At 40.4% G+C, this 21,399-nt stretch carries 16 protein-coding genes and 1 riboswitch; of the genes, 2 read left to right on the forward strand and 14 right to left on the reverse strand.

Annotation, left to right across the window (positions count from 1 at the left end):
- Positions 1-149: 149 nt before the first annotated feature.
- From AC25CA_RS16045 to ispE, 10 genes are all read right to left on the reverse strand, one after another.
- On the reverse strand, positions 150-2,735 hold the full coding sequence (locus tag AC25CA_RS16045; protein WP_486814855.1) for a hypothetical protein: 2,586 nt from the start codon (positions 2,733-2,735) through the stop codon (positions 150-152).
- 440 nt (positions 2,736-3,175) lie between these two features.
- Entirely contained in the window at positions 3,176-5,923 is a 2,748-nt protein-coding gene (locus AC25CA_RS16050; RefSeq protein ID WP_486814856.1) for a pilus assembly FimT family protein, read from the reverse strand.
- A 219-nt stretch (positions 5,924-6,142) separates the two neighbouring features.
- A complete protein-coding gene (locus AC25CA_RS16055; protein WP_486814857.1) occupies positions 6,143-9,067 on the reverse strand; it encodes a type II secretion system protein in 2,925 nt (974 codons plus the stop codon).
- A 367-nt stretch (positions 9,068-9,434) separates the two neighbouring features.
- Positions 9,435-10,724: a type II secretion system protein gene (locus AC25CA_RS16060; RefSeq protein WP_486814858.1), complete on the reverse strand. Its 1,290-nt coding sequence runs from the start codon at positions 10,722-10,724 to the stop codon at positions 9,435-9,437.
- A gap of 155 nt (positions 10,725-10,879) precedes the next feature.
- Positions 10,880-12,199 carry a type II secretion system protein gene (locus AC25CA_RS16065; RefSeq protein WP_486814859.1) on the reverse strand — a complete coding sequence of 440 codons (1,320 nt, stop codon included), beginning with the start codon at positions 12,197-12,199 and terminating at the stop codon, positions 10,880-10,882.
- A gap of 316 nt (positions 12,200-12,515) precedes the next feature.
- Positions 12,516-13,799 (reverse strand): prepilin-type N-terminal cleavage/methylation domain-containing protein, encoded by a 1,284-nt coding sequence (locus tag AC25CA_RS16070; protein ID WP_486814860.1) that lies wholly within the window; start codon positions 13,797-13,799, stop codon positions 12,516-12,518.
- 138 nt (positions 13,800-13,937) lie between these two features.
- Entirely contained in the window at positions 13,938-14,351 is a 414-nt protein-coding gene (locus AC25CA_RS16075) for a YwiB family protein (protein ID WP_486814861.1), read from the reverse strand.
- Between the two features lie 9 nt (positions 14,352-14,360).
- Positions 14,361-15,167: a glutamate racemase gene (gene murI, locus AC25CA_RS16080; RefSeq protein ID WP_486814862.1), complete on the reverse strand. Its 807-nt coding sequence runs from the start codon at positions 15,165-15,167 to the stop codon at positions 14,361-14,363.
- Positions 15,164-15,841: a GntR family transcriptional regulator gene (locus tag AC25CA_RS16085; protein WP_486814863.1), complete on the reverse strand. Its 678-nt coding sequence runs from the start codon at positions 15,839-15,841 to the stop codon at positions 15,164-15,166. The genes murI and AC25CA_RS16085 overlap by 4 nt, the downstream gene beginning before the upstream one ends.
- Positions 15,828-16,706 carry a 4-(cytidine 5'-diphospho)-2-C-methyl-D-erythritol kinase gene (ispE, locus tag AC25CA_RS16090; protein ID WP_486814864.1) on the reverse strand — a complete coding sequence of 293 codons (879 nt, stop codon included), beginning with the start codon at positions 16,704-16,706 and terminating at the stop codon, positions 15,828-15,830. Before ispE ends, AC25CA_RS16085 begins: the two co-directional genes overlap by 14 nt.
- Before the next feature lie 142 nt (positions 16,707-16,848).
- Positions 16,849-17,031, forward strand: a riboswitch (Lysine riboswitch).
- A gap of 107 nt (positions 17,032-17,138) precedes the next feature.
- Here ispE and AC25CA_RS16095 point away from each other — a divergent pair.
- The gene (locus tag AC25CA_RS16095) at positions 17,139-18,677 is read left to right on the forward strand and encodes a Na+/H+ antiporter NhaC family protein (protein ID WP_486814865.1); all 1,539 of its coding nucleotides are present in this window, start codon (positions 17,139-17,141) and stop codon (positions 18,675-18,677) included.
- A 152-nt stretch (positions 18,678-18,829) separates the two neighbouring features.
- Here the strand turns inward: AC25CA_RS16095 and AC25CA_RS16100 are convergent, their stop codons facing one another.
- Both AC25CA_RS16100 and AC25CA_RS16105 read right to left on the reverse strand, forming a co-directional pair.
- Positions 18,830-19,069 (reverse strand): Veg family protein, encoded by a 240-nt coding sequence (locus tag AC25CA_RS16100; protein ID WP_486814866.1) that lies wholly within the window; start codon positions 19,067-19,069, stop codon positions 18,830-18,832.
- A 143-nt stretch (positions 19,070-19,212) separates the two neighbouring features.
- Positions 19,213-20,145, reverse strand: coding sequence for a magnesium transporter CorA family protein (locus AC25CA_RS16105; RefSeq protein ID WP_486814867.1), 933 nt, complete (start codon positions 20,143-20,145; stop codon positions 19,213-19,215).
- Positions 20,146-20,376: 231 nt separating this feature from the next.
- Between AC25CA_RS16105 and AC25CA_RS16110 the strand changes: the two genes are divergently transcribed.
- Positions 20,377-20,859 carry a regulatory protein RecX gene (locus AC25CA_RS16110; protein WP_486814868.1) on the forward strand — a complete coding sequence of 161 codons (483 nt, stop codon included), beginning with the start codon at positions 20,377-20,379 and terminating at the stop codon, positions 20,857-20,859.
- A gap of 32 nt (positions 20,860-20,891) precedes the next feature.
- On the opposite strand, the gene AC25CA_RS16115 is transcribed toward AC25CA_RS16110, so the two are convergent.
- Together AC25CA_RS16115 and AC25CA_RS16120 are read right to left on the reverse strand one after the other, a co-directional pair.
- Positions 20,892-21,173, reverse strand: coding sequence for a metal-sensing transcriptional repressor (locus AC25CA_RS16115; protein ID WP_486814869.1), 282 nt, complete (start codon positions 21,171-21,173; stop codon positions 20,892-20,894).
- The gene (locus tag AC25CA_RS16120) at positions 21,173-21,385 is read right to left on the reverse strand and encodes a heavy-metal-associated domain-containing protein (RefSeq protein WP_486814870.1); all 213 of its coding nucleotides are present in this window, start codon (positions 21,383-21,385) and stop codon (positions 21,173-21,175) included. The genes AC25CA_RS16115 and AC25CA_RS16120 overlap by 1 nt, the downstream gene beginning before the upstream one ends.
- Between the last annotated feature and the right edge of the window lie 14 nt (positions 21,386-21,399).

The raw sequence follows: 21,399 nt of genomic DNA on the forward strand, positions 1-21,399 counted from the left end.
CGATATGGAAATTTCTGTATTTTCAATCAATTCTCGTTTCTTCTATTCTATTCTCTATTGCCCCAATTTGACAATGCTTACTCCAAAATAAACAGCTTACATTTACTTACAGAGAAAGAAGTCCTTAAAAGGACTTCTTTCTACACTTCTTATTTACCTTGAAAAGGTGGATACACAAAAGTTCGATCTAAATCAACCATCACCAATGTGCTGTTACTCGGATCATCAATCGCAGTAGCGGTAAATGACAACTTACCCCTCTCCGAAAAATTTACTGAATACCATTCATCACTCATCATTTGACCCTCAAGCCCCTCTGACAATACTACCGGTTCATCCGAGATAAAATAGACTGTACTCATAAACCTAGTTTTACCTGAATTACCAATTGGTGAATATGTTGCAAAAACTTCAACCGTGATTTCTGGCGCTGTCTTATCCGTTTGAGCCGAAGGGATATATTGCCTGTTAATTACTGCACTAACTTGTTTTCCGCTGTAGTTTATTTTTGATTCAAAACTTACTTCTAACCTTGAATCAAATTGCATTTCTGTTGCTGATTTCCAATCGTTCGTATTTTTTCTCATCATTACTACAAAGTTATCAAATTTTAACTCCTCGGAACTCACATATTTGATTTTATAGCTTGGGAAAGACTCTTCAATTTCAAACCGTTCTTTATTATGAATGATTTTACCAACCCAAGGCTTTTTCACCCATTTATCTTCAAGGGCAAATTTATCACCCTTGTATTCTCGAGCCCAAAGCCAACCACTCTCTCCCTCTTCTAATCGTAGGACCCGATTATCCCAATCTACATCATCAATTGAATCGTTTTCTAACCCCCGGACCCAAGTGTATTCAACTTCATTCTCTTCAGTCTTGGATTCAACCGTATACGGCTTCTCAGGATTATTTGTATACGGACTGATAATCGGCATTGCATATGTTACCAATGTCCCTCCGTCATCATCCTCATTTTCATCGTCATTACCTGAACCTTGATTTTCGCCACCACTCCCATCCGGAGGTGTCACTTCCGTTTCATAAGGATAAAATTCAGGTCGGGATATGATAATTAACCGTGGACCTATACTAGAATCATCCTCATACGTTACTAGCGGTATCCGATTGATTTCGTTTACTTCATCAATTTCTGCAACAGCTTTTTCGTTTAACTTTGGACTTATGTTCTTTTGCAATTCTACCGTCTGATTCATATAATATCCAATGACTGGATGCAATGAATTATTGACCTTAATTATCTTTTTGGATTTTAACAAGGTCTTCGTTTCATCATAAAGAGTTACATACACAGCTTTTTCTTTTGTTACATTTAACTCAATTGTGTAATTGTGATTATACTGAAAATCAACCAGTTCAATCCCCTCTCCAATCTGCGTAAGTGTATTGCCCTTGCCTTTTTTCTCTAGATACAACAACTCTGTTATTTTTTTTGATTCATTATAGTGGATCGCCAAAAAATCATAATTAGGATACTCTTTTTCTTCTCTATCTTCATTACTCTGAACGATATTAAAAACAAATCCTGTATAAAAATCAGTAGTTGGATAATTATACCCGGGTATAACAGTAGTAATAATTTCAGAACCAGGACTAGGGTCATTCGAGAGGTTACTATTATATTTGTAATGAAACCACATTTTATTACCCTTATCCTTGTCTTTGTCCTCATCCGTTCCTTTAACAATTTCTATATATCCTTCTTCTCCGGTATTCCCAGCAGGATCAAAATTACTTCCATCCTTCGTCTTAATAACATCGAGGTCATAATATCGATCAAAAGTTTCTTGATCCTGATTCGTAAATTCCAGTCTCATATTGAAATCCTTGCCTGAAGGGGGTACAAGTAAGCGAATCCCGCCTGTCCCATAATTCAAATATCCCGAGATATTGTTGGCTCCATTTCCCGGCCCATCATATTCTACATAAACCTTAATTTTTTCATCCTTAGCAAGTTTTGTTTTAATAATCATATCGTGTGCAGTTCCACCCGTATTATTAGGAAGCCAGGCAATCCAATCTGGATCAAAACAAAAAACTTCAGTCTGTATTATTTCTTCTGGCTCCTTATCCATTTCCGTTTCAATTCGAAATGCCGTTTTAAACTTATAAGTTTTATCCTTCTTCAGTTTTTCATCCAGTTTTTTCTTTGTCTTATCATCTTTTTTTAGATAATCCTCTACATAATCAGCACGTAGTCGATCATCATCCCCAATGATCATCCAAGTCCCGTTTACCATTTCTCCATCCGAATACACGTCATCAATCGGTTTGTTCAATCCAGGCAGAGGCAATTCAATACTTGATTCGTTTTTATCGGCACGGCAGATAATTTTTAAACAGGTATTCTTTTTAGTCAATTTTGCTTCAAAAACAGAACGTTGCTTCCCATTCTTTATAACATGCGTCTTTTCCGTTTTGACACACTTTGCCCCTTCCATATAAACATCACTTCCAGGTTTAACCACATTGTTCAAAAATGCCTGCAAGGTTAATCTTGCTTTAGCAGGTTTCACAATCGTATCCACGATCTCCCCATTTTTCCATTTATACTTAACATTTTCATCTTTCAGCATATCGTATTTTCCATCATGTCCTTCATAAAAAGGAGCTTGCTCCAGCTGAAATGCCACCAAGAGCTGATCCATCTGTGCAATATCGGCCTGATCTTTACTATGGTCAAACACATCGGTAAATTGGGGTGCTGCCAAAGCGCCCAGTGTTGTCACTAGCCCCAATACCAAGATCAATTCAATTAAGGTAAACCCCCATGTTCTTTTTGAATCTTTTCTGTATTGTCCCATCTCAGCCTCCTACCTTTACTGAATTTATTATTGTATTTTCTCTATTTTTTATTATTAATGATATTTTTCAATCATTACCCTTATATTCTAACGGATTCATAGGCGAATAAATGGGAGAAATTCTTAAAAATATCTTAAAGTGGTAAATTCATTTACTGATTTCTTAAAAGTGCTATCGTACTCAGGATAGGACCCTCTTTCCATAAATAATAGATATGAACCCTCATACGATCATTTCTTACTCACATATTATTCGAAGAAAAAACAGCCCTGTAAGATTTACTCTTACGGGCTGCTCTTCTTCAGTCTCACTCTGTATTTGTAATCCTTGCTCATAATACTCTTTATCAATAGTCCCAAACCGTTGTATCACTCTGTTGCCCATTAATAACTACATAAGCTTCGACTTTCATATACATGTTCATTTTAAACCTAACCGTACTTTTATTCTTCGTTAGCGTATCTGATTTCAGCCGACCTTTATTATACCAATATCTTGTAATTACAAGCGCTCCCTCATCAGCATTCCGCGTAACCTTAATTCTAGGCACACCATTAAAATATTCTGTGATTGTTGGTGCCTGAGGTTTCTCAGGAACAGGTGCTGGAGCCGTGTAGCTTTTCACTTGACTTCGTCTGTCCGTAAACCGATCCTTTGCACGCACTTCTATAGTTTGTTCAGCCTCCAACGTGATCTCTAGTCTTTGGCGTTTCGAATCCGTCCAAGAGCCATTGTCAATGCTATACTCGATCGTCGTATCTTGAATGGATTGTATTTCGATCGAGTATCCGTCACCCACAGCAATTTCGGGCGCTTCAAGCCCATTAGGATTCTCCGGTTCATAATATGGATTCTCTTTTGTTATAGACTGACTAAAAATTTCATTTCGTATGGTTCTTGCTTCAACAGAAAACACCGTCTCATCCAGTTCAATTCCATACCCGAGGTTTCGATCTGGATAAGCTTCCCAATCTTTTAAAACCGCTCCCGATTCATTCAGCCAACGATATTCATATTGATCCCTTGAATTTCCAGTCCCTTCAATTTCAAAGTACGCATCGCCCCAATAGCTATTAAAGACGATCCCTTCTGGCGGATCCGGTCGAACAATATAAGCAATCGGGTTTAAAATCTCATCGTAATTAGTCGTCACATAGAGTTGAATTGTATTTAAATCCATTCTTCGATCGACTACAAACTCATTGTTATAATTTAAGTGTTCAATTTTGTAAGGTTGGTTTGTATTATCTTTAATTTCAATCCAGATTTGATCGTCATACCCTTTGTCTGCAACGCTCTGTTGCACCAATTCAATTTCTTGAACAATTCTCCAATAGTTTTCTTCCATTCCATTCTGCAGATTAGCAAAGCGGAAAACCGTTTTACGCCATTCAACTTTCGCAGATCCATTTAATTCATCAAAAGGTTCTATAATATTGTCTACCTTCGTTGTTACCTTGTCACTATCCCTACCATCCACCGTTACATAGGCTATAATCTCACCTGGTGCGTTCACGGCAAAGTTCTTTTTGCGTTGAGTGCTCTCCTCTTGAACCCGTTCGATCACACCATGATCATTTCTTCGAGGGTAGTCCAAATGAAGAAGAAAAGATTCCTCTGCTTTTGTTTCTACTTGAAAAGGAATCGGCTGCGTTGTAATATGTTCTGTACCCAATCGTATAATTGTTGGTGCTTGAGGTTTTTCAACCACGCTCCCTCCATTGACAGAAGGCATATCCAAAAGTCTCATATAATATGGTGTCGGATATTGATCTAATGCAAATCGATTAGGTACTGCGCTTCCCTCAACCGGATTTCCCATATAGTAGCCAATTGAAGGAGCCTTTCCAGCTGGCAATGAATTTTGTAGTTTAAGTTTATCAACTAACTCATCACCATCAATCCATAATGAAACACGATCACTTTTCATCTCTACAATCATCTGATGTTCTCGATTATAAAAATCTAAAAAATCCCACTCTTTAATATCTTCTTTTATTTTTTGAGTCGTTCCCGCATCTTCATTTACATGATACAAAGACAACTTGACCCGTCCATTTTTTTTCATTTCGAAGGCAAAAAAGTCATATTGCGCCGTTCCAGGTTCTCCAAAATAATTAAAAACTTGACCTGTGTAAAACCGACCGCCACTCGACTCCCCCTGCCAATCCGGATCAATCGAATCAATCGCAATCTCCCCGTTCGCTCCATGGCCAGTATGATAAATGGAATACTTTAAAGCGCCGATCAATTCCGTTTTATTTCTATAAAATTCAGCCCGAAGCTGATCATACTTGGCCACATTCACTTCTTCCCAAGAATTCAACCAGCCTAAATCATCCCAAGTCTGATTTCCCTTCTTTCTGGCTGATAATTTTACATAAATATCCCATGGCGCACGATCATTGACCCAAAACTTCTTCACTCCATGAGCCCAAGAAGTTGTAAAATAGAGCCACTCCTCCTTGGCTTGATTTTGAGCTTCATCACCCATTTCACCATCGCCATCAACAATAATAAAATTGGTTTCCATCTTATAATTGCGCTCTGCATCAATCTTCAGTTTCTTGAAGTAATCTTGCCGTAGATTTTCATCGTCCCCAATAATCAACCATGTTCCTTGTTCAAAATTCACTTCATCCAAATAGGTGTAATCAACTATTTCTGAGTCGTCCCTGGACAGATTGATCGAGTCATCCGAACGCAAGCCACATTCTTTACACTCGATAAAAAGTCGATCTCCATCTTGAACCGCTCGGTAATTGTCTGAGAGTTGACCTGTTCCCGTTACACAGCACGGTGTATCAATCCCAGAGAGATAGATGGGATTCTGCTTTTCCGACTTTAAAAAATTGACGAATTTACCTTCTGCATCCGCTTGATCACTTGCAAGATCTCCTTGTATATCTGCCTGTTGATAGGCCAGCAATACTTGTGTCATTTGCAACTGCTCCAAATCTTCTTTGCTATGATCAAATACTGATATTACTTGTGGGGCAGCAAGTGCTCCCATCGATGTCAACAAAGCTAACACAAGAATTAATTCAATTAAAGTAAATCCACAAATCTTTCTCTTTTGTTTTATTTTCATCATTCACCTCTGCTTCATATGTTATTTAACTCATTCTTTTATTATAAACATCTGTTTTACCATTGTTATTAGTTTATCGCAAATAAGCCTGTATAAATGGTAAGGTGTCTTAAATTTACCTTAAAATGACTTTTCTAACCTTCCTACAAACAAAAAGACGTTAATCCCCAACAGGATTAACGTCTTTACTCTTACATCACTTTCTACTCTTTTCACTTATCTTCAATTATACAAATTCCAAAAAACACTTTCACTTTCAATTTCATTTTTCACCGTATAGGCTTCAACCGAAATAATCTCTTTTTTGTCGAGTACCACATCATCATAGGATCGTTTCCACGCCGTTGTCGTTTGTTTGTTTCTATTTTTCATATAGGTGTAACGGTAGTAAATCTCATCGTAGTTTGTCCCCGATATTTCAATACGGTTGCTATAATACGTTTTTTCTATGGTCGGCGGTTCAGGTGCTTGGTTCGGATCGGCCTCTCGCGTATAACTTGCATCCGCACTCACTTGTGATCCAAACGCACTTTCCGCATAGACAAACAGGGTTTCTCCCTCTGCTAAATAGAAGGTCTCGGTATTCTTGCCTACACTCAACCACTCATTCGAATTACGAGAACTCCCGTCCCAATAATAATCATCCCAACGACTTCCATTCCAATAGTATAGGATGGTTCCCTCAGCCGAAGAAACATTAACATATCCATTTCCGACAGCTTCAATAATCGGCGCATGCACAACCGCATTGACATAAGGATTTTCTACAATCACCGATTCACTTTCGCCACCAGACTGGGTGCGCGTAACCGCCTCAATATAGTTAAATCGCTCTTCGAATATGCCTCTGTAACGCTGCCAATCACTTATTACATCACGATCTTCATCTAACAAGCGATAATATATATCGTCGTTAGTCTCTGTTGTAAGCTCCACCCTGGCATGGCCGTAGTTCATCGCCTGACTCAGCGTTACCACGGGCGCTACGGGTTGTGATACTTCTGCTATTGGACTTAACACCTGCCCGTATTCACTTTCTACAAAAATAGCAAAATCATCTAGATCGAGATCTTTATTTTTAAGCGTAAACTCGGCATTCTTAATTTCTTTCTTTTTTCCTTTTGTTTCCACCATCAATTTCAATTCTTCACGATCTTGAAAGGGTTCCATTTCTTGGATGACGTCTTCGAAATTATGCAAAGTAAACACTGTGTTTTTTGTTCCGACGGTATACGTCCCCTCAATTTCTGTAAATGGATCAATAATATGATCAACAACAATTTGAACCGTATCACTTTGAATCCCATTTACTTCCACAAAGGCTTGTATGGTTCCAGATTGACTCACAGAAAAGTCTTTGCTTCGACTCGTGATCGTCTGCGTGTTTCCATTCGGCAAACGAAGAGTCATCACATAATCTTTTTCCACATCGGTTAAAAGTTGAAAAGTTACCGGTTGAATGGTAAGGGTTTCGATCCCAGTTCTCCGCAAGGTTGGTGAATTCGGTTTTTCCTGTTCTTCTGGGCTTGTTGGTGTTGATTGATAGGGATAAAATTCTGGCATAGCCATCAACTGGAAGGATGGACCCTTGCTTGAGTCCGAATCATAATTGACCAAAGGAAGCCTATCGCTTGCATTAGCAATCGCCTTCGCCCTCCCTAAATCTACCGATTCGCTTAAATAATATCCAATTGCCGGGTTCAAGTTATTGGACTTCAACTTAAACTCTGTATCCTCGTCGAGCATTCCATCAGAAATATTAACAAAAGCCTTGCCTTTTTCCACTCGTATATCCATGGTGTATTTGCTATTAAACTCAAATCCTACCAGGACTTTTTCGGTTTTATAATCTGAGGCTGCCCCGCCTTGAATGCTGTAAGACCGCATGACCATTTGATTATCTCGATTCTTCTCTATGGATAAATAATCGTAGTTGTCTGCATCCATATAATTAAAAATCGCACCCGCATGATACGGAAAATCAATCTCGTCACTTGACCCTGCCGATGTTCCACCACCACTCGTTGAAGAGTCTCCATCCAGTAACTCATAATAGAACCAATGATTCTTCCCCGTTTGTATCCAGCCACTGTTTTCATCATTTAAAAGAGGTGTCGGTGTCATTGGTAATTTTTTCTTCTGAAATACCTGCATGCCGTACTTGCTATATCGCGGATCATTTTCTAATCCGCTGGTGCTAAACTCAATAATTGCTTCTTCTTTGGTATGGCCTTGCGCAACATTAAGCGTCTCTAGCTCATCACCCAACTCTTTATAGTTGTAAGGCTTCCCCTTCCACTTCTTGCCTTGCACATATCGATATCGGTACTTTACACCACTACCCTCGGCCCATGCATCAAGATCAAGACCAATTTTTTGCGTAGCCCCAATGGCTTCATGAGTAAACAGTTGCCAAAACTCACCCGATCCCACCAGTGGCGGTGCTGCCTCCTGCTGATGATTAAGGGTGAAGGTGGTGCGATACTGATAAAATTTCTTGCCTTTATCGGTCTGAATAAATCGTTCTTTCGCTTGGTCCGAACCGATATGCATCATTGCATCAACATAATCCGCGCGCAAACGATCATCATCCCCGATAATCATCCATGTGCCTTCCGCTGGCTCTCCATGGGAATATTCGTAAGCAATCATATCGGTTTGGGGAATTTGAAGAACAATGCTCGACTCATTTTGATCTGCTTGACACACAATTTTCAAGGTGTTTCCACCCGTTAAAGCGGCACGGAATATCACTCCGTTTTCGTCTGTCACGCCTTCCGTAGTCAAGCACTTCAAATCCTTCATATATGCTTGGTGATTCGGATCAAAGGTCGCATTCAAAAAATCCTGCAGCGTTTGTACAGCGCGATCCGGATCCACCTTGGTTGTTAGATTTCCATTTCCATCATCTACTGTCATAATATTGTCCGACTTCAACAAATCAAAGTCATGATCATGACTTTCAAAAAAAGGTGCCTGCTCTAATTGGAAGGCCACCATAAGTTGGTCCATTTGCGCAACATCCGCATCATTCTTTCCATGATCCAGGACAGCCATAAATTGCGGTGCCGCCATTGCTGCCATTGCTGTCAGCAGGCCCAAGACAAGTATTAATTCAATTAGGGTAAATCCTTTATTTTCCCTCATTATCTTCTTCATATCTATAGTATATAAGGAAACAATTGTTTAATCTATAAATGTTTACATTAAAATTTTATTAAATAATTTGATTTGATTACAAACTACTTGTCGAATAAATTTTAAAATTCGTAGTGTTTAACGCTTGCACTTTCCTGTATGCACTGATTTCATTGAGACTTGGGCATGTATCCAATTTTTCCATTCAATGTCCCGTCGCAATGAAAAGTTATGAAAGAGCTTTTATTTTTTATAATTTGCTACCATTACTTTAGTTTATGCATTTTTGTTTACTATTGTTTTCGTTTCCTAATTGCTTTTCTATATCACATGAAAAAAACCGAGCAATTTCGCTCGGCTTCTTCCTTCCATATTTTCAGTACAAATGTTCTTCGTATCCCTCGTATTCCTTTGTATACCAAACCTCGTAGTCGCCCTCGAAATCCGTCCTCCAGTCGGTGATGTTTACCTGGACCGGTGTTGGATAAGCATCTGGATAATAAAGGCCGTTAATTAACTTTTTATCCTTGATCACAGCGCGTTTTCCAACAAAAAATGCAAACTGAACATCTCCCATCTCTTCACTTGCTACAGGAACCTCCACGGCTCCGCCAAAGATATTTCGAAAGACGCCGTTTTTATCTAGCATATGAAAGTACATTAATTTATGGGTCTCTGAATAAGGAACTACGTCAACAATCATCCAGTCTGAAACACCATCAAACAAATCACGCTCGTGATCAGCATGGGTTGTATCATCAGGACTGAAAATGGATTGCTTGACCAAGTCCAAATCCATATCCAATTGCGCATTGGATTTCACATTCTTGATCTCTAAGGCATTCGATGTAAATGCCAGTTCTTCTCCCTTTTCTTGATAGTCGATAATAACGGAAAATGTCAAATCTTCATTGGTCGGGTTATAAGACGATAAATCGTATCCAGCCGGCCGATCCGGATCCGTCACATGATCAATCACACTCACGTCATAGTAGCTGTCGGATCCCGCAGGAACATCTTCTCTCAAAGGAATCTCCCAATACCAATCTGGATCATCATACTTATATTCATAAACACCGTCATCTACCCCATCGCCGTTATCATACAGTATAAATCTGAATCCAATTTCCACGTGATAATACTCATCTTCTAAAGGCAATACAAAAAAGCTCTCGTGATCACCAATAACCCAATTGTTGTCACCACTCGTCCACCCGTCACCGGTATCGTAGCTTGTCAGATCTGGTTTTAGTGGTCGCGGCCCCAATGAAGCATGAGACAACACGTCATGCACCTTGCAATGTACATATAATCGTTCCTCATCTATCCATGCTTCATACTGCGTATCTCCTGAGGGACACACAAGATGATCTGGAAACCCCACTTGCGTAGATGTCGCAGGGTTAATAGCTAAATCGATATACGCATTCAACTTTACATCTCCGTCTCCCAATAGTTCCGCATAAGCAAATATACTATCTGGATAAAGCTGCTCTGTCTGAAATCCGCTTAACACGTAATCCATTTGATCCCGGCAGGCTTCTTCTTCAGCATGATCTTTGGCACCAAAAAAATTCGGAGCCGCAATTGCAGTAACCGAACCCAACAATCCAATAACCAAGAGCACTTCAATTAAAGTAAATCCAATATTTCTTCGAAGTTTCATCGTCCCCCCCCTCATTTCATTTGTCGTTCTTTTTATACCCGCTATTTCCCGCAAAATCCCTGTTAACTATTTCAATTACATACATTTTAAGGCAAGAAAAAAGGAAAATCCAATGATTCCTCATTAGATATTCCTTCCTTCTCATTTGCTTTTTGCTACTTCTCATATGGGATTTCCGGAATGGTTGATCCGCTTGCTCCATCATATCCCTTATATTCTTGATGAATCCAATTTTCATACTTGCTACCACAATTAAATTCTCGATTCCATTTGGCAATATATGCCTGTACAGGTGTCGGAAAGGAGTCGTAGTGATACTCCCCCACCTTGGTTGATGAATCGACATCACGATTTCCAACAAAAAATGCAAATTTCACTGGTAATCCATCATCTGCGATAGGCACCCAGTCATCGAAAATTCGCTTAAAGTTGCTGTCGTTTTCCTTTTTAGGATCGGTCTGCATATGAATAACCATTCGTTTCTTCTTAGGATCTTCACTGTCATGTTCATGATCAAAATCTTCAATAACATCGATAATAAACCAATCTGCGCTAGCATCCATCAAGTCCCGTTGATGAGTGGCATGATCGCTTTTCTGAGAATTAAAGGTATCTCTCTCCACCAAATCCAACTCCATGTCTAAGCCGGCATTGGAATTTATATTTTTAATTTCCAGTGCATTAGAAGTGAAATTCGTCTGTCCTTCATTTTCCTGATAGTCAATAACCATTCCAAAAAACAAATCATCGCTCGTTGCCGAGTATTGATCCAAATCATAATACCATGGTCGATCTACATCACCCGGTTTGTGGATTGCCTTCACATTATAATATTCTGTGTTCAGCGGCCAATACCACTCTGGGTCTTCATAATTGTATTCCTGACTGTTACTAGATCCCGCATTACCATCATCGTATTTCATCAATCTGACTTGAATCTCCATATGATAATACTCGCTCTCGAGTGGAACAACCGTCAGACTTTCATGGTCGCCAATGATCCAATTGTTATCATAGGGTTCCAAGGTAATTTCACCATATATGGTCGATTCGGTTCGCTCAGGTCGTTTCGACAGACTTGCGTGAGAAAAAACCTCATGAGTCGGACAATAAACAAATAATTTTCCATCCTTAATTGCCGCTTCGTATGCTGTTGGCGTATTCGACGGACAGACTACTTGATCATCGAATCCAATATTACTATATTCGCTGGCATCGACCGCCTTTGCAATATAAGTATTTAGCTTGCTCTCTCCATCCGTTAAATCATCAAAAGCATAAGGACTTTTGGAGTCAAATTGATGAGTTTGAAAACCATTAATGATAAAGTCCATCTGGTCCTGGCAAGCTTCAATCTTCGCCTTGCCCTCCGCTCCGAAAATACTGGGTGCAGCAATGGCAATAATGGAACCCAGCAAAGCAATAATAAGAACCACTTCTATTAAGGTAAAACCCCGCTTCCTTCTAAACCGCATAACCCGCCTCCCCAATTTGTACACACCTTACTCATTATAACCAGAATTGTCAGATAACTTCATTCTCAGTATACTTGATTTTTCTTATAAAATCACTTTATTTTCCCAAATATGACATGAATTAATAAAAAATACTCTTTATGGATCATTATTCTTGAGTTGTTTACCTACACGATCTGCCATTCATGGTTCACTCCGTTACGAATTCGCAATTTCACCTCTCAACCTAGTTAAATGAACGTCTATGAAAAGGGATGTTTGACACTTACACTTATCGCAAAAAAAAACGAGCAAACTTCTGCTCGTCTCTTTCTTTTTATGGCAAGTACGTATCAAATCCCGAATAATTTATGGGATTACTATACCAAAATGAATATGGTTTGCCACTTTCTTCGTGCTCCGTATCATAATCAATCTCCCAATTTTTCATATTTACCTGCACCGGTGTTGGATATGCATCAGCATAATAGATACCATTTTTCAACTTTGGATCAATGGACTCCGAACGTTTCCCCATAAAAAAAGCAAATTTTATATCCCCAAGAGACTCATCTGCCACCGGAACGTCCGTTTCAAACAAGGGTCGAAACTGATTGTCTGCATCCATCATATGCACCACCATCGTCTTCATGGTATCGCTCTTAGGAACAATATCAATAAGAAGCCAATCCGTCTCCCCATCAAATAGATCTCGTTGATGCACTTTATTCACCGTCAATTCAGGATCAAACTCCGACTCTTTCATAATATCCAGATTTACCTGATCCAAGGCATTGGAGTTTACATTCTTCAATTCAAGGGCATTCGAACTAAAATTAATACCGCCTTCCGTTTCTTGAAAATCAATGGCCAAGGCAAAAGATAGATCCTGATTCGTCGCATTGTATGTTGCCAAATCATATCCTTCCGGTCTTGATGTCGTTCCATTTGGGAGTTCCTTAACCGAATAGTAATTAGTAGGAATCTCTAAATACCAATCTGGATCATCATATTGATACTCATAAATAGGATCATTTCCGTCATCATTTCCATCGTCATACAAGACCAATTGAAATCCAATTTCCATATGATAATACTGGCTCTCAATCGGCAAAACAAAAAAGCTTTCATGATCCCCAACAATCCAATTGTTATCCGCAGCCGTCCAACCATCCATCGCCGTATATTTTGTTGATTCGGTTTTTGACGGCCGTGGCGACAGTGATCCATGAGAATAGACCTTATGGGTTAAACAATAAACATATAATTGGCCATCCTTACTTGCCGCTTCGTATGCAGTCGATCTATCTGATGGGCAAATTACTTGATCATTAAATCCAATATTGATATATTCGCTGGAATCAATTGCCTTTGCAATATAAGCGTTCAGCTTGATTTCTCCATCCGCCAAGGTGTCAAAAGCATATGGACTCTTGTTGTTAAATTGTTCCGTTTGAAATCCATTTACAATAAAATCCATTTGATCCTGACAAGCTTCAGTCTTCGCCTTTCCTTCTACGCCAAAAATACTCGGTGCAGCAATCGTAATGATCGAACCCAGTAGGCCAAGAATAATCAATAATTCTACTAATGTGAAACCCCTACGTCTTCTCACCAACATAAATTCCCCCAAAATACCAAATTCCCTCTATCTAGAAAGTGGAATTGTCTGGCAATTCCTTTTTCTAGTATATCTTGTTTTATCGATAAAATCACGCATAATTTCAGTGTTTTAATTTAAAGTATCAAAAAAGCGATCCTAATGGATCGCCATGTCTAACTTATTGATACTTTGCAAGGTACCATCAATCGATAATTTATAGGCAATTTCTACTTTTCCATGTCCTTCTGGATCCAGTGAATAGGAAAGAGACATGGTATCAATCTGCAAGCTCAATTCCCCAAAGGGCGTTTGATAATTCGATCGCGATGTTTTTCCTGCTTCAAAATCCATCTGTGTCAATAATTCACCCTCGCGAATCATCTGAATCTTACCCTCTTTCACCTTTAACGTAGTTATGGTCCCTGCCATCCCCATCACTTCTGTTTCTTCATATCGATAACAGGTCCATTCTCCATCTTGAAACATGACTGCTTCCGTGTTAAATTCCATTTTATCGACTTCGCCGTCGGTTTCCTGCTCCGCATTTATTTGAATTCGTACTTCTTCCATCAGATCCTCCTAATAATTCTCAATGCTGATTTTTTTCACGTGAATCATAGGAAGCGAGACAATGCGACTTCCTGTTTCCCGAAATTTTTCTGGATCATCGCTTACAAAAAAACGATACTCCGCTGCATCCGTGCGATCTGCCAAAAGTCCCTGTGACGCTAGTTGCGCCTGGACGGCCAAAGCCGTCTCTTTCGCCGGGTTGACCAATCGAACCTCTTTGCCCATCACCCTTCGAAGGGTTGTCTCCAGAATCGGATAATGGGTACACCCCATAACCATGGTGTCCACCTTTGCCGCCTTCATCTCAGTCAAATATTTTTCCGCTGTTAGCCGAGCAATCTCCGTATCCTGCCAGCCTTCTTCCACAATTTGAACAAAGAGTGGGCAAGGGATTGATTCGATTTCCGCTTCAGGCAGCATGCGTCGAATCGCTTCTTGATAAGCCCCAGAACGGACAGTACCCGTCGTTCCAATCACGCCAATCTTCCCCTTCTCGCTTTCTCGAACAGCGCCCTTGGCTCCTGGCTCCACAACCCCGACCATAGGAATGTCAAATAAGTCCGCAACCTCTGGTACCGCCAGTGCGCTGGCCGTATTGCAAGCGACAACAATCGCTTTGACGTGATGTCTCATTAAAAATCGAATATTTTGTTTGGAATATTTGATGATGGTTTCTTTCGACTTGGTCCCATAGGGAATCCGAGCTGTGTCTCCAAAGTAAATCAAATTTTCCTTTGGCAACACCTTTCTCAACTCCTTAACTACGGTCAATCCACCAAATCCAGAATCAAAAATTCCGATCGCTTGGTTATTCATTCTTCATTCCTCATTTTTTTATATTGTCTTGCGCCCTCTAAAATCAATGACTTTACGGATTTCATATGGCTGATCATGGCTCTTCTCGTCTCGTTAGGATCTCCCTTGATAAAAGCATTTAATATTCTCGTATGTTCCTCCGGTAAAGATGGCGCTTCAGCCGCATCATTTAAATAAACCATACGAAATCGGTTCACCTGTTCCGACAAGTCTTCCAATATCTGAATTAATTGTTGATTTCTAGATGCCTGCCGAATAATCCGATGAAACTCCACATCTTTTTTCATTGCTTCTTTCATCTGATTGTTATCCATATAGGAGATAAAGGCTTGCAAACAAATTGCAAGGGCTTCTTGCTCCTCTTTTGAAATCCGAGTCGCGGCCAATTCCGCTGCTTTCCCTTCAAGGCACCCACGAATTTCCAAAATATTCTCCGTATCTTCCAAAGAAATTTCAGCAACATATACCCCTCTCCGAGGGCTAATGGTTACCAGACCAGCTTTCTCCAATTTTCGAATCGCTTCGCGCACTGGTGTGCGACTAACCCCCAAGGACTCAGCCAGCTGAACTTCCATCAATCGCTCGCCAGGACGCAATTCGCCCGATTGAATAGCCGACCGAATATTCTCAAATACAACTTCCCTGAGCGGCTGATATTGTTCAATTTTCAACATGAAAATCTCTCCTTCTCGCAGTTTTTGACCGAATTACAACTGGATATTGCTCTTTTAATTCTTCAAACGCGCGATCCCGCTGATCCTCTGTCTTATAAATTCCAAATACTGTCGGTCCGCTTCCGCTCATCATGGCAAAAACAGCGCCAGCTTCCATTAATTCTTCTTCAATTTTTTGAATCTCCGGGTACCACTGCACCGTAACCTCACGAAGACGATTTCCAGCCGTTTGTCGCATGGTTTCAAAATCCTGGTCTTGCCAGGCTTGAATCGCCTGATCTGTTTTTGGATGAAGAATGGTTCGATTCGCATCCAAGGCTTCAAAAACCTCTTTCGTTGATACATGAATGCCTGGATTAATCAAAAGAATCGGCAGACTCGGCTGATCTGTAATTCGTCTCAGCCTTTCTCCAATTCCCTTGGCCCTCGCTGTTCCACCAAAAATACAAAATGGAACATCGGCACCGATTGTTAAGCCAATTCGAATTAATTGCTGCAGGCTAAGATTCAGCTCCCACAATTCATTCAATCCTTTCAAGACAGCTGCTGCATCAGCACTTCCGCCGCCAAGACCAGCACCATGAGGAATTCGCTTTTCCAAATGAATAGCGACGCCCCTTTCCTCTTTACAATATGGCAATAAGGCTTTTGCCGCGCGAACGGCGATATTTTCATCATTAACCGGAAGCTCCGGAATATTACACGCTAACTGGATCCCCTTGTCTCGATACTCCAAGTGAATATAATCCGCAAGTTCAACCTCTTGCATGATCATATCCATTTCATGATAACCATTTGGCAGTTGTTTCACAACATCGAGCGACAGATTGATCTTTGCGGGTGCTGCGATTCGTATACTTCGCATTTTATCCCTCCTATTACTCCACGTACCATTGTAATCGGAAACGCCTAATCAAGCAACCAAATTTCCATTTCCTCTTGACGAAGTATAAAAACCATGGTATCGTATACACTAAATCCATATTAGCAACACCTCATCTCTGCGGAGTTGAGGTAGAGGTCGCAATTCTCATCAGTATCCCTTTCGAGGTCGGAAGCCTGTGAAAAAGGGAAAAAGGGTGAATTGCCGAAGTGAAAAACTTCCACAGTTTTTTTGCTGGGGCTGTATTTAAAAAATGCAGAACTGTCATCAACACACGCTCGCGTGTTGATGGGGAGCTATCTCAAGGAGCGGACTGAGGACTTATTTACGTATTTTTACGTCCAACGTTTCGTTGGGCGTTTTTTTGTCGCTCTCCTTGAATATGGGTATTATCATTTACAGGAGGTAACAAAAATGGAATTTGGTTGGCTATCCATCCTGCCGCCTTTGGTGGCAATCGCACTCGCTTTTTTAACACACGAAGTTATTTTATCACTTTTTATTGCAATCTTTACAGGTACCTTGATCTTAACGGGTTTTCACCCGATTGAGGCCTTCACATCTGTATTCGACACCCATATCTTGGGCGCTCTATACAGTGAGTGGAATCTTGCAATCCTCGTTTTCTGTCTTTCCATCGGTGGATTAATCGGCATTCTTTCAAAAAATGGTGGTACCAGCGGAATCGCTGACGCCGTATCCGGCCGAGCAAAAAATGCAAAGTCATCTTTATTTTCAACCATGCTAATGGGTGTATTAATCTTTTTTGATGATTATGCAAATTCTCTCATCGTAGGTAACACCATGCGTCCCATTACAGATCGTATGAAGGTTTCCCGAGAGAAACTGGCTTACATCGTTGATGCAACTGCCGCTCCTGTTTCTTCCATCGCCTTGGTTTCAACCTGGGTCGGCATGGAACTTGGATTAATTCGAGACGGAATTGCAGAGATCGGATTGGAAATGGGCGCCTATGAATTGTTTTTGCAGACCATTCCATATCGATTTTATTCCATTTTGAGTCTGGCCTTTGTCTTCTTTATGATTTACCTGGCCAAGGATTTCGGACCCATGTGGAAAGCAGAACGTCGTGTTTATCTCACTGGAAAAGTACATGATGACGATGCGCGACCTTTAATGAGCGACATCAATGAATTTGAAGGGCCTAAGGAAAAGCGCCGATGGATCAATGCCGTACTTCCCATTGTCGTTGTCATCGGAATCACCCTTTTCGGCCTCTATGTCAATGGCGGTGGACTTGAAGGAAAAACCATTCAAGAAGCCTTTGGCGATGCAGATGCCAGTGTAGTCCTACTTTGGGCATCCTTTAGTGGAATTGCCATCGCAGGTGTAATGAGCCTCGCTCAACGCCTATTAACACTAAAAGAAGTTACTGACGCCTTTGTGGATGGATTAAAATCCATGACTGTTGCCTGCATCATTCTGGTTCTGGCTTGGACCCTTGGCGGTATCAATAGCCAATTGGGCACACAAACCTTTTTGGTTGAAAAAGCAACTGGTGTAATCGCACCTCAATTGATTCCAACGATCTTATTTATTCTTTCTGCACTTGTGGCCTTCTCTACCGGCACCAGCTGGGGTACAAACTCCATTGTTATGCCGATCGCCATTCCCTTAAGCTTTGCCATGGGTGGCGCACCCCTTTTGGTTCCAGCTGTAGGATCCGTTTTAACAGGTGCCGTATTGGGCGATCACTGTTCGCCGGTATCCGATACAACGATTATGTCTTCCATGGCCAGTGCCTGTGACCATATGGCTCATGTGCAAACACAATTGCCTTACGCCTTAACCGTTGGCAGCGTTGCTATCCTCGTTGGATTCATTCCATCTGGATTTGGCATGTCTCCTTGGATCTCCCTAGTGCTAGGCACAGTTGCCTTGTTCTTCATCTTAAAGATCTTCGGAAAGTCTGTCGATCTAGGCGATCATTAATTTTCCATTCAATTCAATCTGATTTTTAGAAAAGCGCGGCAAAATTTGTCGCGTTTTTTTGCGCTTATTATTAGATAAAAAAAGCCCAGACAGCAGTCTGGACATAGGAAAAGCGCAGAATCTGCGCTTATTGTGAAATCGATTGATAGCAATTAAACAAATTCAATTACTACATCTTCTGTCAATACATCAGAGTACATGTAGGTTACTTGGTGTTCATAAGATCCTCGGTCCTCTTTCACACGGACCATAAACACACATGGGTAAGTCGATTCGAGAACGCCTTCTTGAAGAACGATTCGTTTGCGACCTTTATTGGCGCTAATTTGTACCTTATTGCCTACATGTCCTTCCAAATGCTGTCGAATATCTGTGATGTTACTCTTTCCCATTTGCATCACCTACTTTCACTCGGAATATAAACATTATATCATAATTTTCCGAAATTTTAAAGGGCCGTAAGGAATTGTAAGGGTCTTTTTCGGGCATTTCGTGTAAATTTTTTGTAAATTAAAGAGCTTTCCAATTGGAAAGCTCAAAACATCTTCCGTTTTGATAGTAAAATATAAACAAAAATAGCCAAAAATAAGGACATCAACAAAATCATCCAGGGTGCATTGGCATCCAACATCCAAGGAAGAGGCACATTCATACCAAAAAAGCTATAAATCATGGTTGGAATTGACAAGACAATGGTGATTGATGTCAAAGTTTTCATAACCATGTTTAGATTATTGGAAATGACCGATGCAAAGGCATCCATCATACCTGAAAGGATATTGCTGTAAATTGTTGCCATCTCTATAGCCTGTTTGTTCTCAATGATAACGTCCTCGAGAAGGTCTTCGTCTTCTGGATAAAAACGAATCGCATTCATCTTTAAGAGCTTCTCCAAAACGACTTCATTGCCTTTTAATGATGTAGAAAAATACACCAATGATTTCTCAAGATCTAAAAGCTGAATCAGTTCCGAATTTTTCATGGAACGATGAAGCTTGTTTTCTGTCTCGCTAGATTTCTTGTCAATTTTTTTCAAATAATACAAATACCTTGCCGCTACGCGGTAGAGCATCTGCAAAACAAATCGATTGCGCTTAAAGGTAAAGAAGTTCTTCACGCGACCTTCAATAAACATCTGAATGGCTGATGTTTCCCGCAAGCTTACCGTGATCACATCTTTTCCTTTTAGAATAATGCCGAGAGGAATCGTATCATAAACCATTCCAGTTTCATCCTCATCTTCATAGGGAACATCGACGAGGATAAATACCTCTTCGTTCTCCACTTCAATACGAGAACTTTCTTCATCATCCAGTGGTCCTCTGAGAAAATCAAAATCGGCGCCTGTAAACTGATGAACCAATTGGAGTTCTTTCATTGTGGGATTGGTAATGTTGATCCACACCTTCTCTTCATAGGTTTCCAATTCAAGCAATTGACCTTCTACAGTTTTGTAAAAGTTTACCATTTTTCTCACCTCGCTATTCAATTCCAACCCTAGGCTGGAATTCACGAAGCATGTCGTTCATCCACAGCAATCATTGGGCGGTTGTTAAGTTATTCTTCCGGGCTAAACTCGGTCCCTCGTCCATGGACTTATGACACTCCTTTCAAAATTTACTTAGCTCCCTTCTATGTTATGGGATTTGAATGATTTTTGCAAGTTTTTTGATATACTAGATAGGGGGAGGAATCAACAATGGAAGAAAGCAAAGCATGCATGCAAACCGCCCTGCGGTCTCTAACGAGAAAAATGAGCAGCGAGAAAGAAATGATCGAAAAACTACAGAAAAAAAACTACTCGGTGGAATCGATCAACCTTACCATGAGCAAATTAAAACAACTCCGATACCTAGATGATACTCGACTAATTGATGCACTTTGCGAGGAATATTTCGCCTTCAAAAAATATGGACCCATCCGAGTCAAACAAGTACTTTTCAAGAAAAAATTTGATAGCCATTTAATCGACGAAACCATGCTTAATCACGATGATCCCCAAAGGGATCAGGAACACGCCCTCTATTGGGGCCAAAAAAGGATGCAGCGTCTGACTCAAAAAGAACGTCCTGCACAGGTTCGGAGCTTGCAGCAACATCTATACACAAAAGGCTTTCGACCCGATACCATTCGAAAAGTAGTACAAGTATTAATTTTTGATCGGCAGCATGATTTTGAATAGCGAGAAAAAAAAGCGCGGGAAGTTCCCGCGCTTTATCTTGCTCTTTTGAACAAGAGCAAAACCTCTTCAATTTTTTCTTCGACCTGATCGTTGTTTAAAATAGCATCTTTCACGCAGTGATGAATATGCTGATCTAAAATTTCTAAATCTGCCTTCTTCATTAGGGCTTGGACTGCTAAGATCTGATTCGAAATATCCACGCAATACCTGCCATCTTCCAACATCCGAATAATTCCATCCAATTGGCCGCGCGCGGTCTTCAACATCTGCATAGCTTTTTTCCGTTCCGCATTCATTTCAACAATGGGTTCCATTAGTCCACTTCCACTTCTACCACATCATAGCCTGCTTCGTAAATCGCCTCTTTAATTGCTTCCTCTGACAAATTTGAACCGGTTACTTCAACAGCTTTCGACTCCAAGCGAATCTGAACGCCCTCTACACCCTCAACAGCGAACAATGCTTGCGATGCCGCCATCACACAATGCTGGCAGGACATACCTTCTACTTTTAACTTCATCTTCATTTTTTTCTCTCCTC

The sequence above is a fragment of the Gottschalkiaceae bacterium SANA genome, assembly GCA_036323355.1.
Taxonomy (GTDB): Bacteria; Bacillota; Clostridia; order Tissierellales; family GPF-1; genus GPF-1.

What these genes read in the sequence shown, in the direction of transcription:
- AC25CA_RS16115 (WP_486814869.1), bottom strand. Translation starts at nt 21,173, where the DNA reads ATGGAACCCATTGTTGAAATGAATGCGGAACGGAAAAAAGCTATGCAG.
- AC25CA_RS16110 (WP_486814868.1), top strand. Translation starts at nt 20,377, where the DNA reads ATGGAAGAAAGCAAAGCATGCATGCAAACCGCCCTGCGGTCTCTAACG.
- AC25CA_RS16085 (WP_486814863.1), bottom strand. Translation starts at nt 15,841, where the DNA reads ATGTTGAAAATTGAACAATATCAGCCGCTCAGGGAAGTTGTATTTGAG.
- AC25CA_RS16060 (WP_486814858.1), bottom strand. Translation starts at nt 10,724, where the DNA reads ATGAAACTTCGAAGAAATATTGGATTTACTTTAATTGAAGTGCTCTTG.
- AC25CA_RS16050 (WP_486814856.1), bottom strand. Translation starts at nt 5,923, where the DNA reads ATGATGAAAATAAAACAAAAGAGAAAGATTTGTGGATTTACTTTAATT.
- AC25CA_RS16065 (WP_486814859.1), bottom strand. Translation starts at nt 12,199, where the DNA reads ATGCGGTTTAGAAGGAAGCGGGGTTTTACCTTAATAGAAGTGGTTCTT.
- AC25CA_RS16120 (WP_486814870.1), bottom strand. Translation starts at nt 21,385, where the DNA reads ATGAAGATGAAGTTAAAAGTAGAAGGTATGTCCTGCCAGCATTGTGTG.
- AC25CA_RS16095 (WP_486814865.1), top strand. Translation starts at nt 17,139, where the DNA reads ATGGAATTTGGTTGGCTATCCATCCTGCCGCCTTTGGTGGCAATCGCA.
- AC25CA_RS16070 (WP_486814860.1), bottom strand. Translation starts at nt 13,799, where the DNA reads ATGTTGGTGAGAAGACGTAGGGGTTTCACATTAGTAGAATTATTGATT.
- AC25CA_RS16075 (WP_486814861.1), bottom strand. Translation starts at nt 14,351, where the DNA reads ATGGAAGAAGTACGAATTCAAATAAATGCGGAGCAGGAAACCGACGGC.
- AC25CA_RS16105 (WP_486814867.1), bottom strand. Translation starts at nt 20,145, where the DNA reads ATGGTAAACTTTTACAAAACTGTAGAAGGTCAATTGCTTGAATTGGAA.
- murI (WP_486814862.1), bottom strand. Translation starts at nt 15,167, where the DNA reads ATGAATAACCAAGCGATCGGAATTTTTGATTCTGGATTTGGTGGATTG.
- ispE (WP_486814864.1), bottom strand. Translation starts at nt 16,706, where the DNA reads ATGCGAAGTATACGAATCGCAGCACCCGCAAAGATCAATCTGTCGCTC.
- AC25CA_RS16055 (WP_486814857.1), bottom strand. Translation starts at nt 9,067, where the DNA reads ATGAGGGAAAATAAAGGATTTACCCTAATTGAATTAATACTTGTCTTG.
- AC25CA_RS16100 (WP_486814866.1), bottom strand. Translation starts at nt 19,069, where the DNA reads ATGGGAAAGAGTAACATCACAGATATTCGACAGCATTTGGAAGGACAT.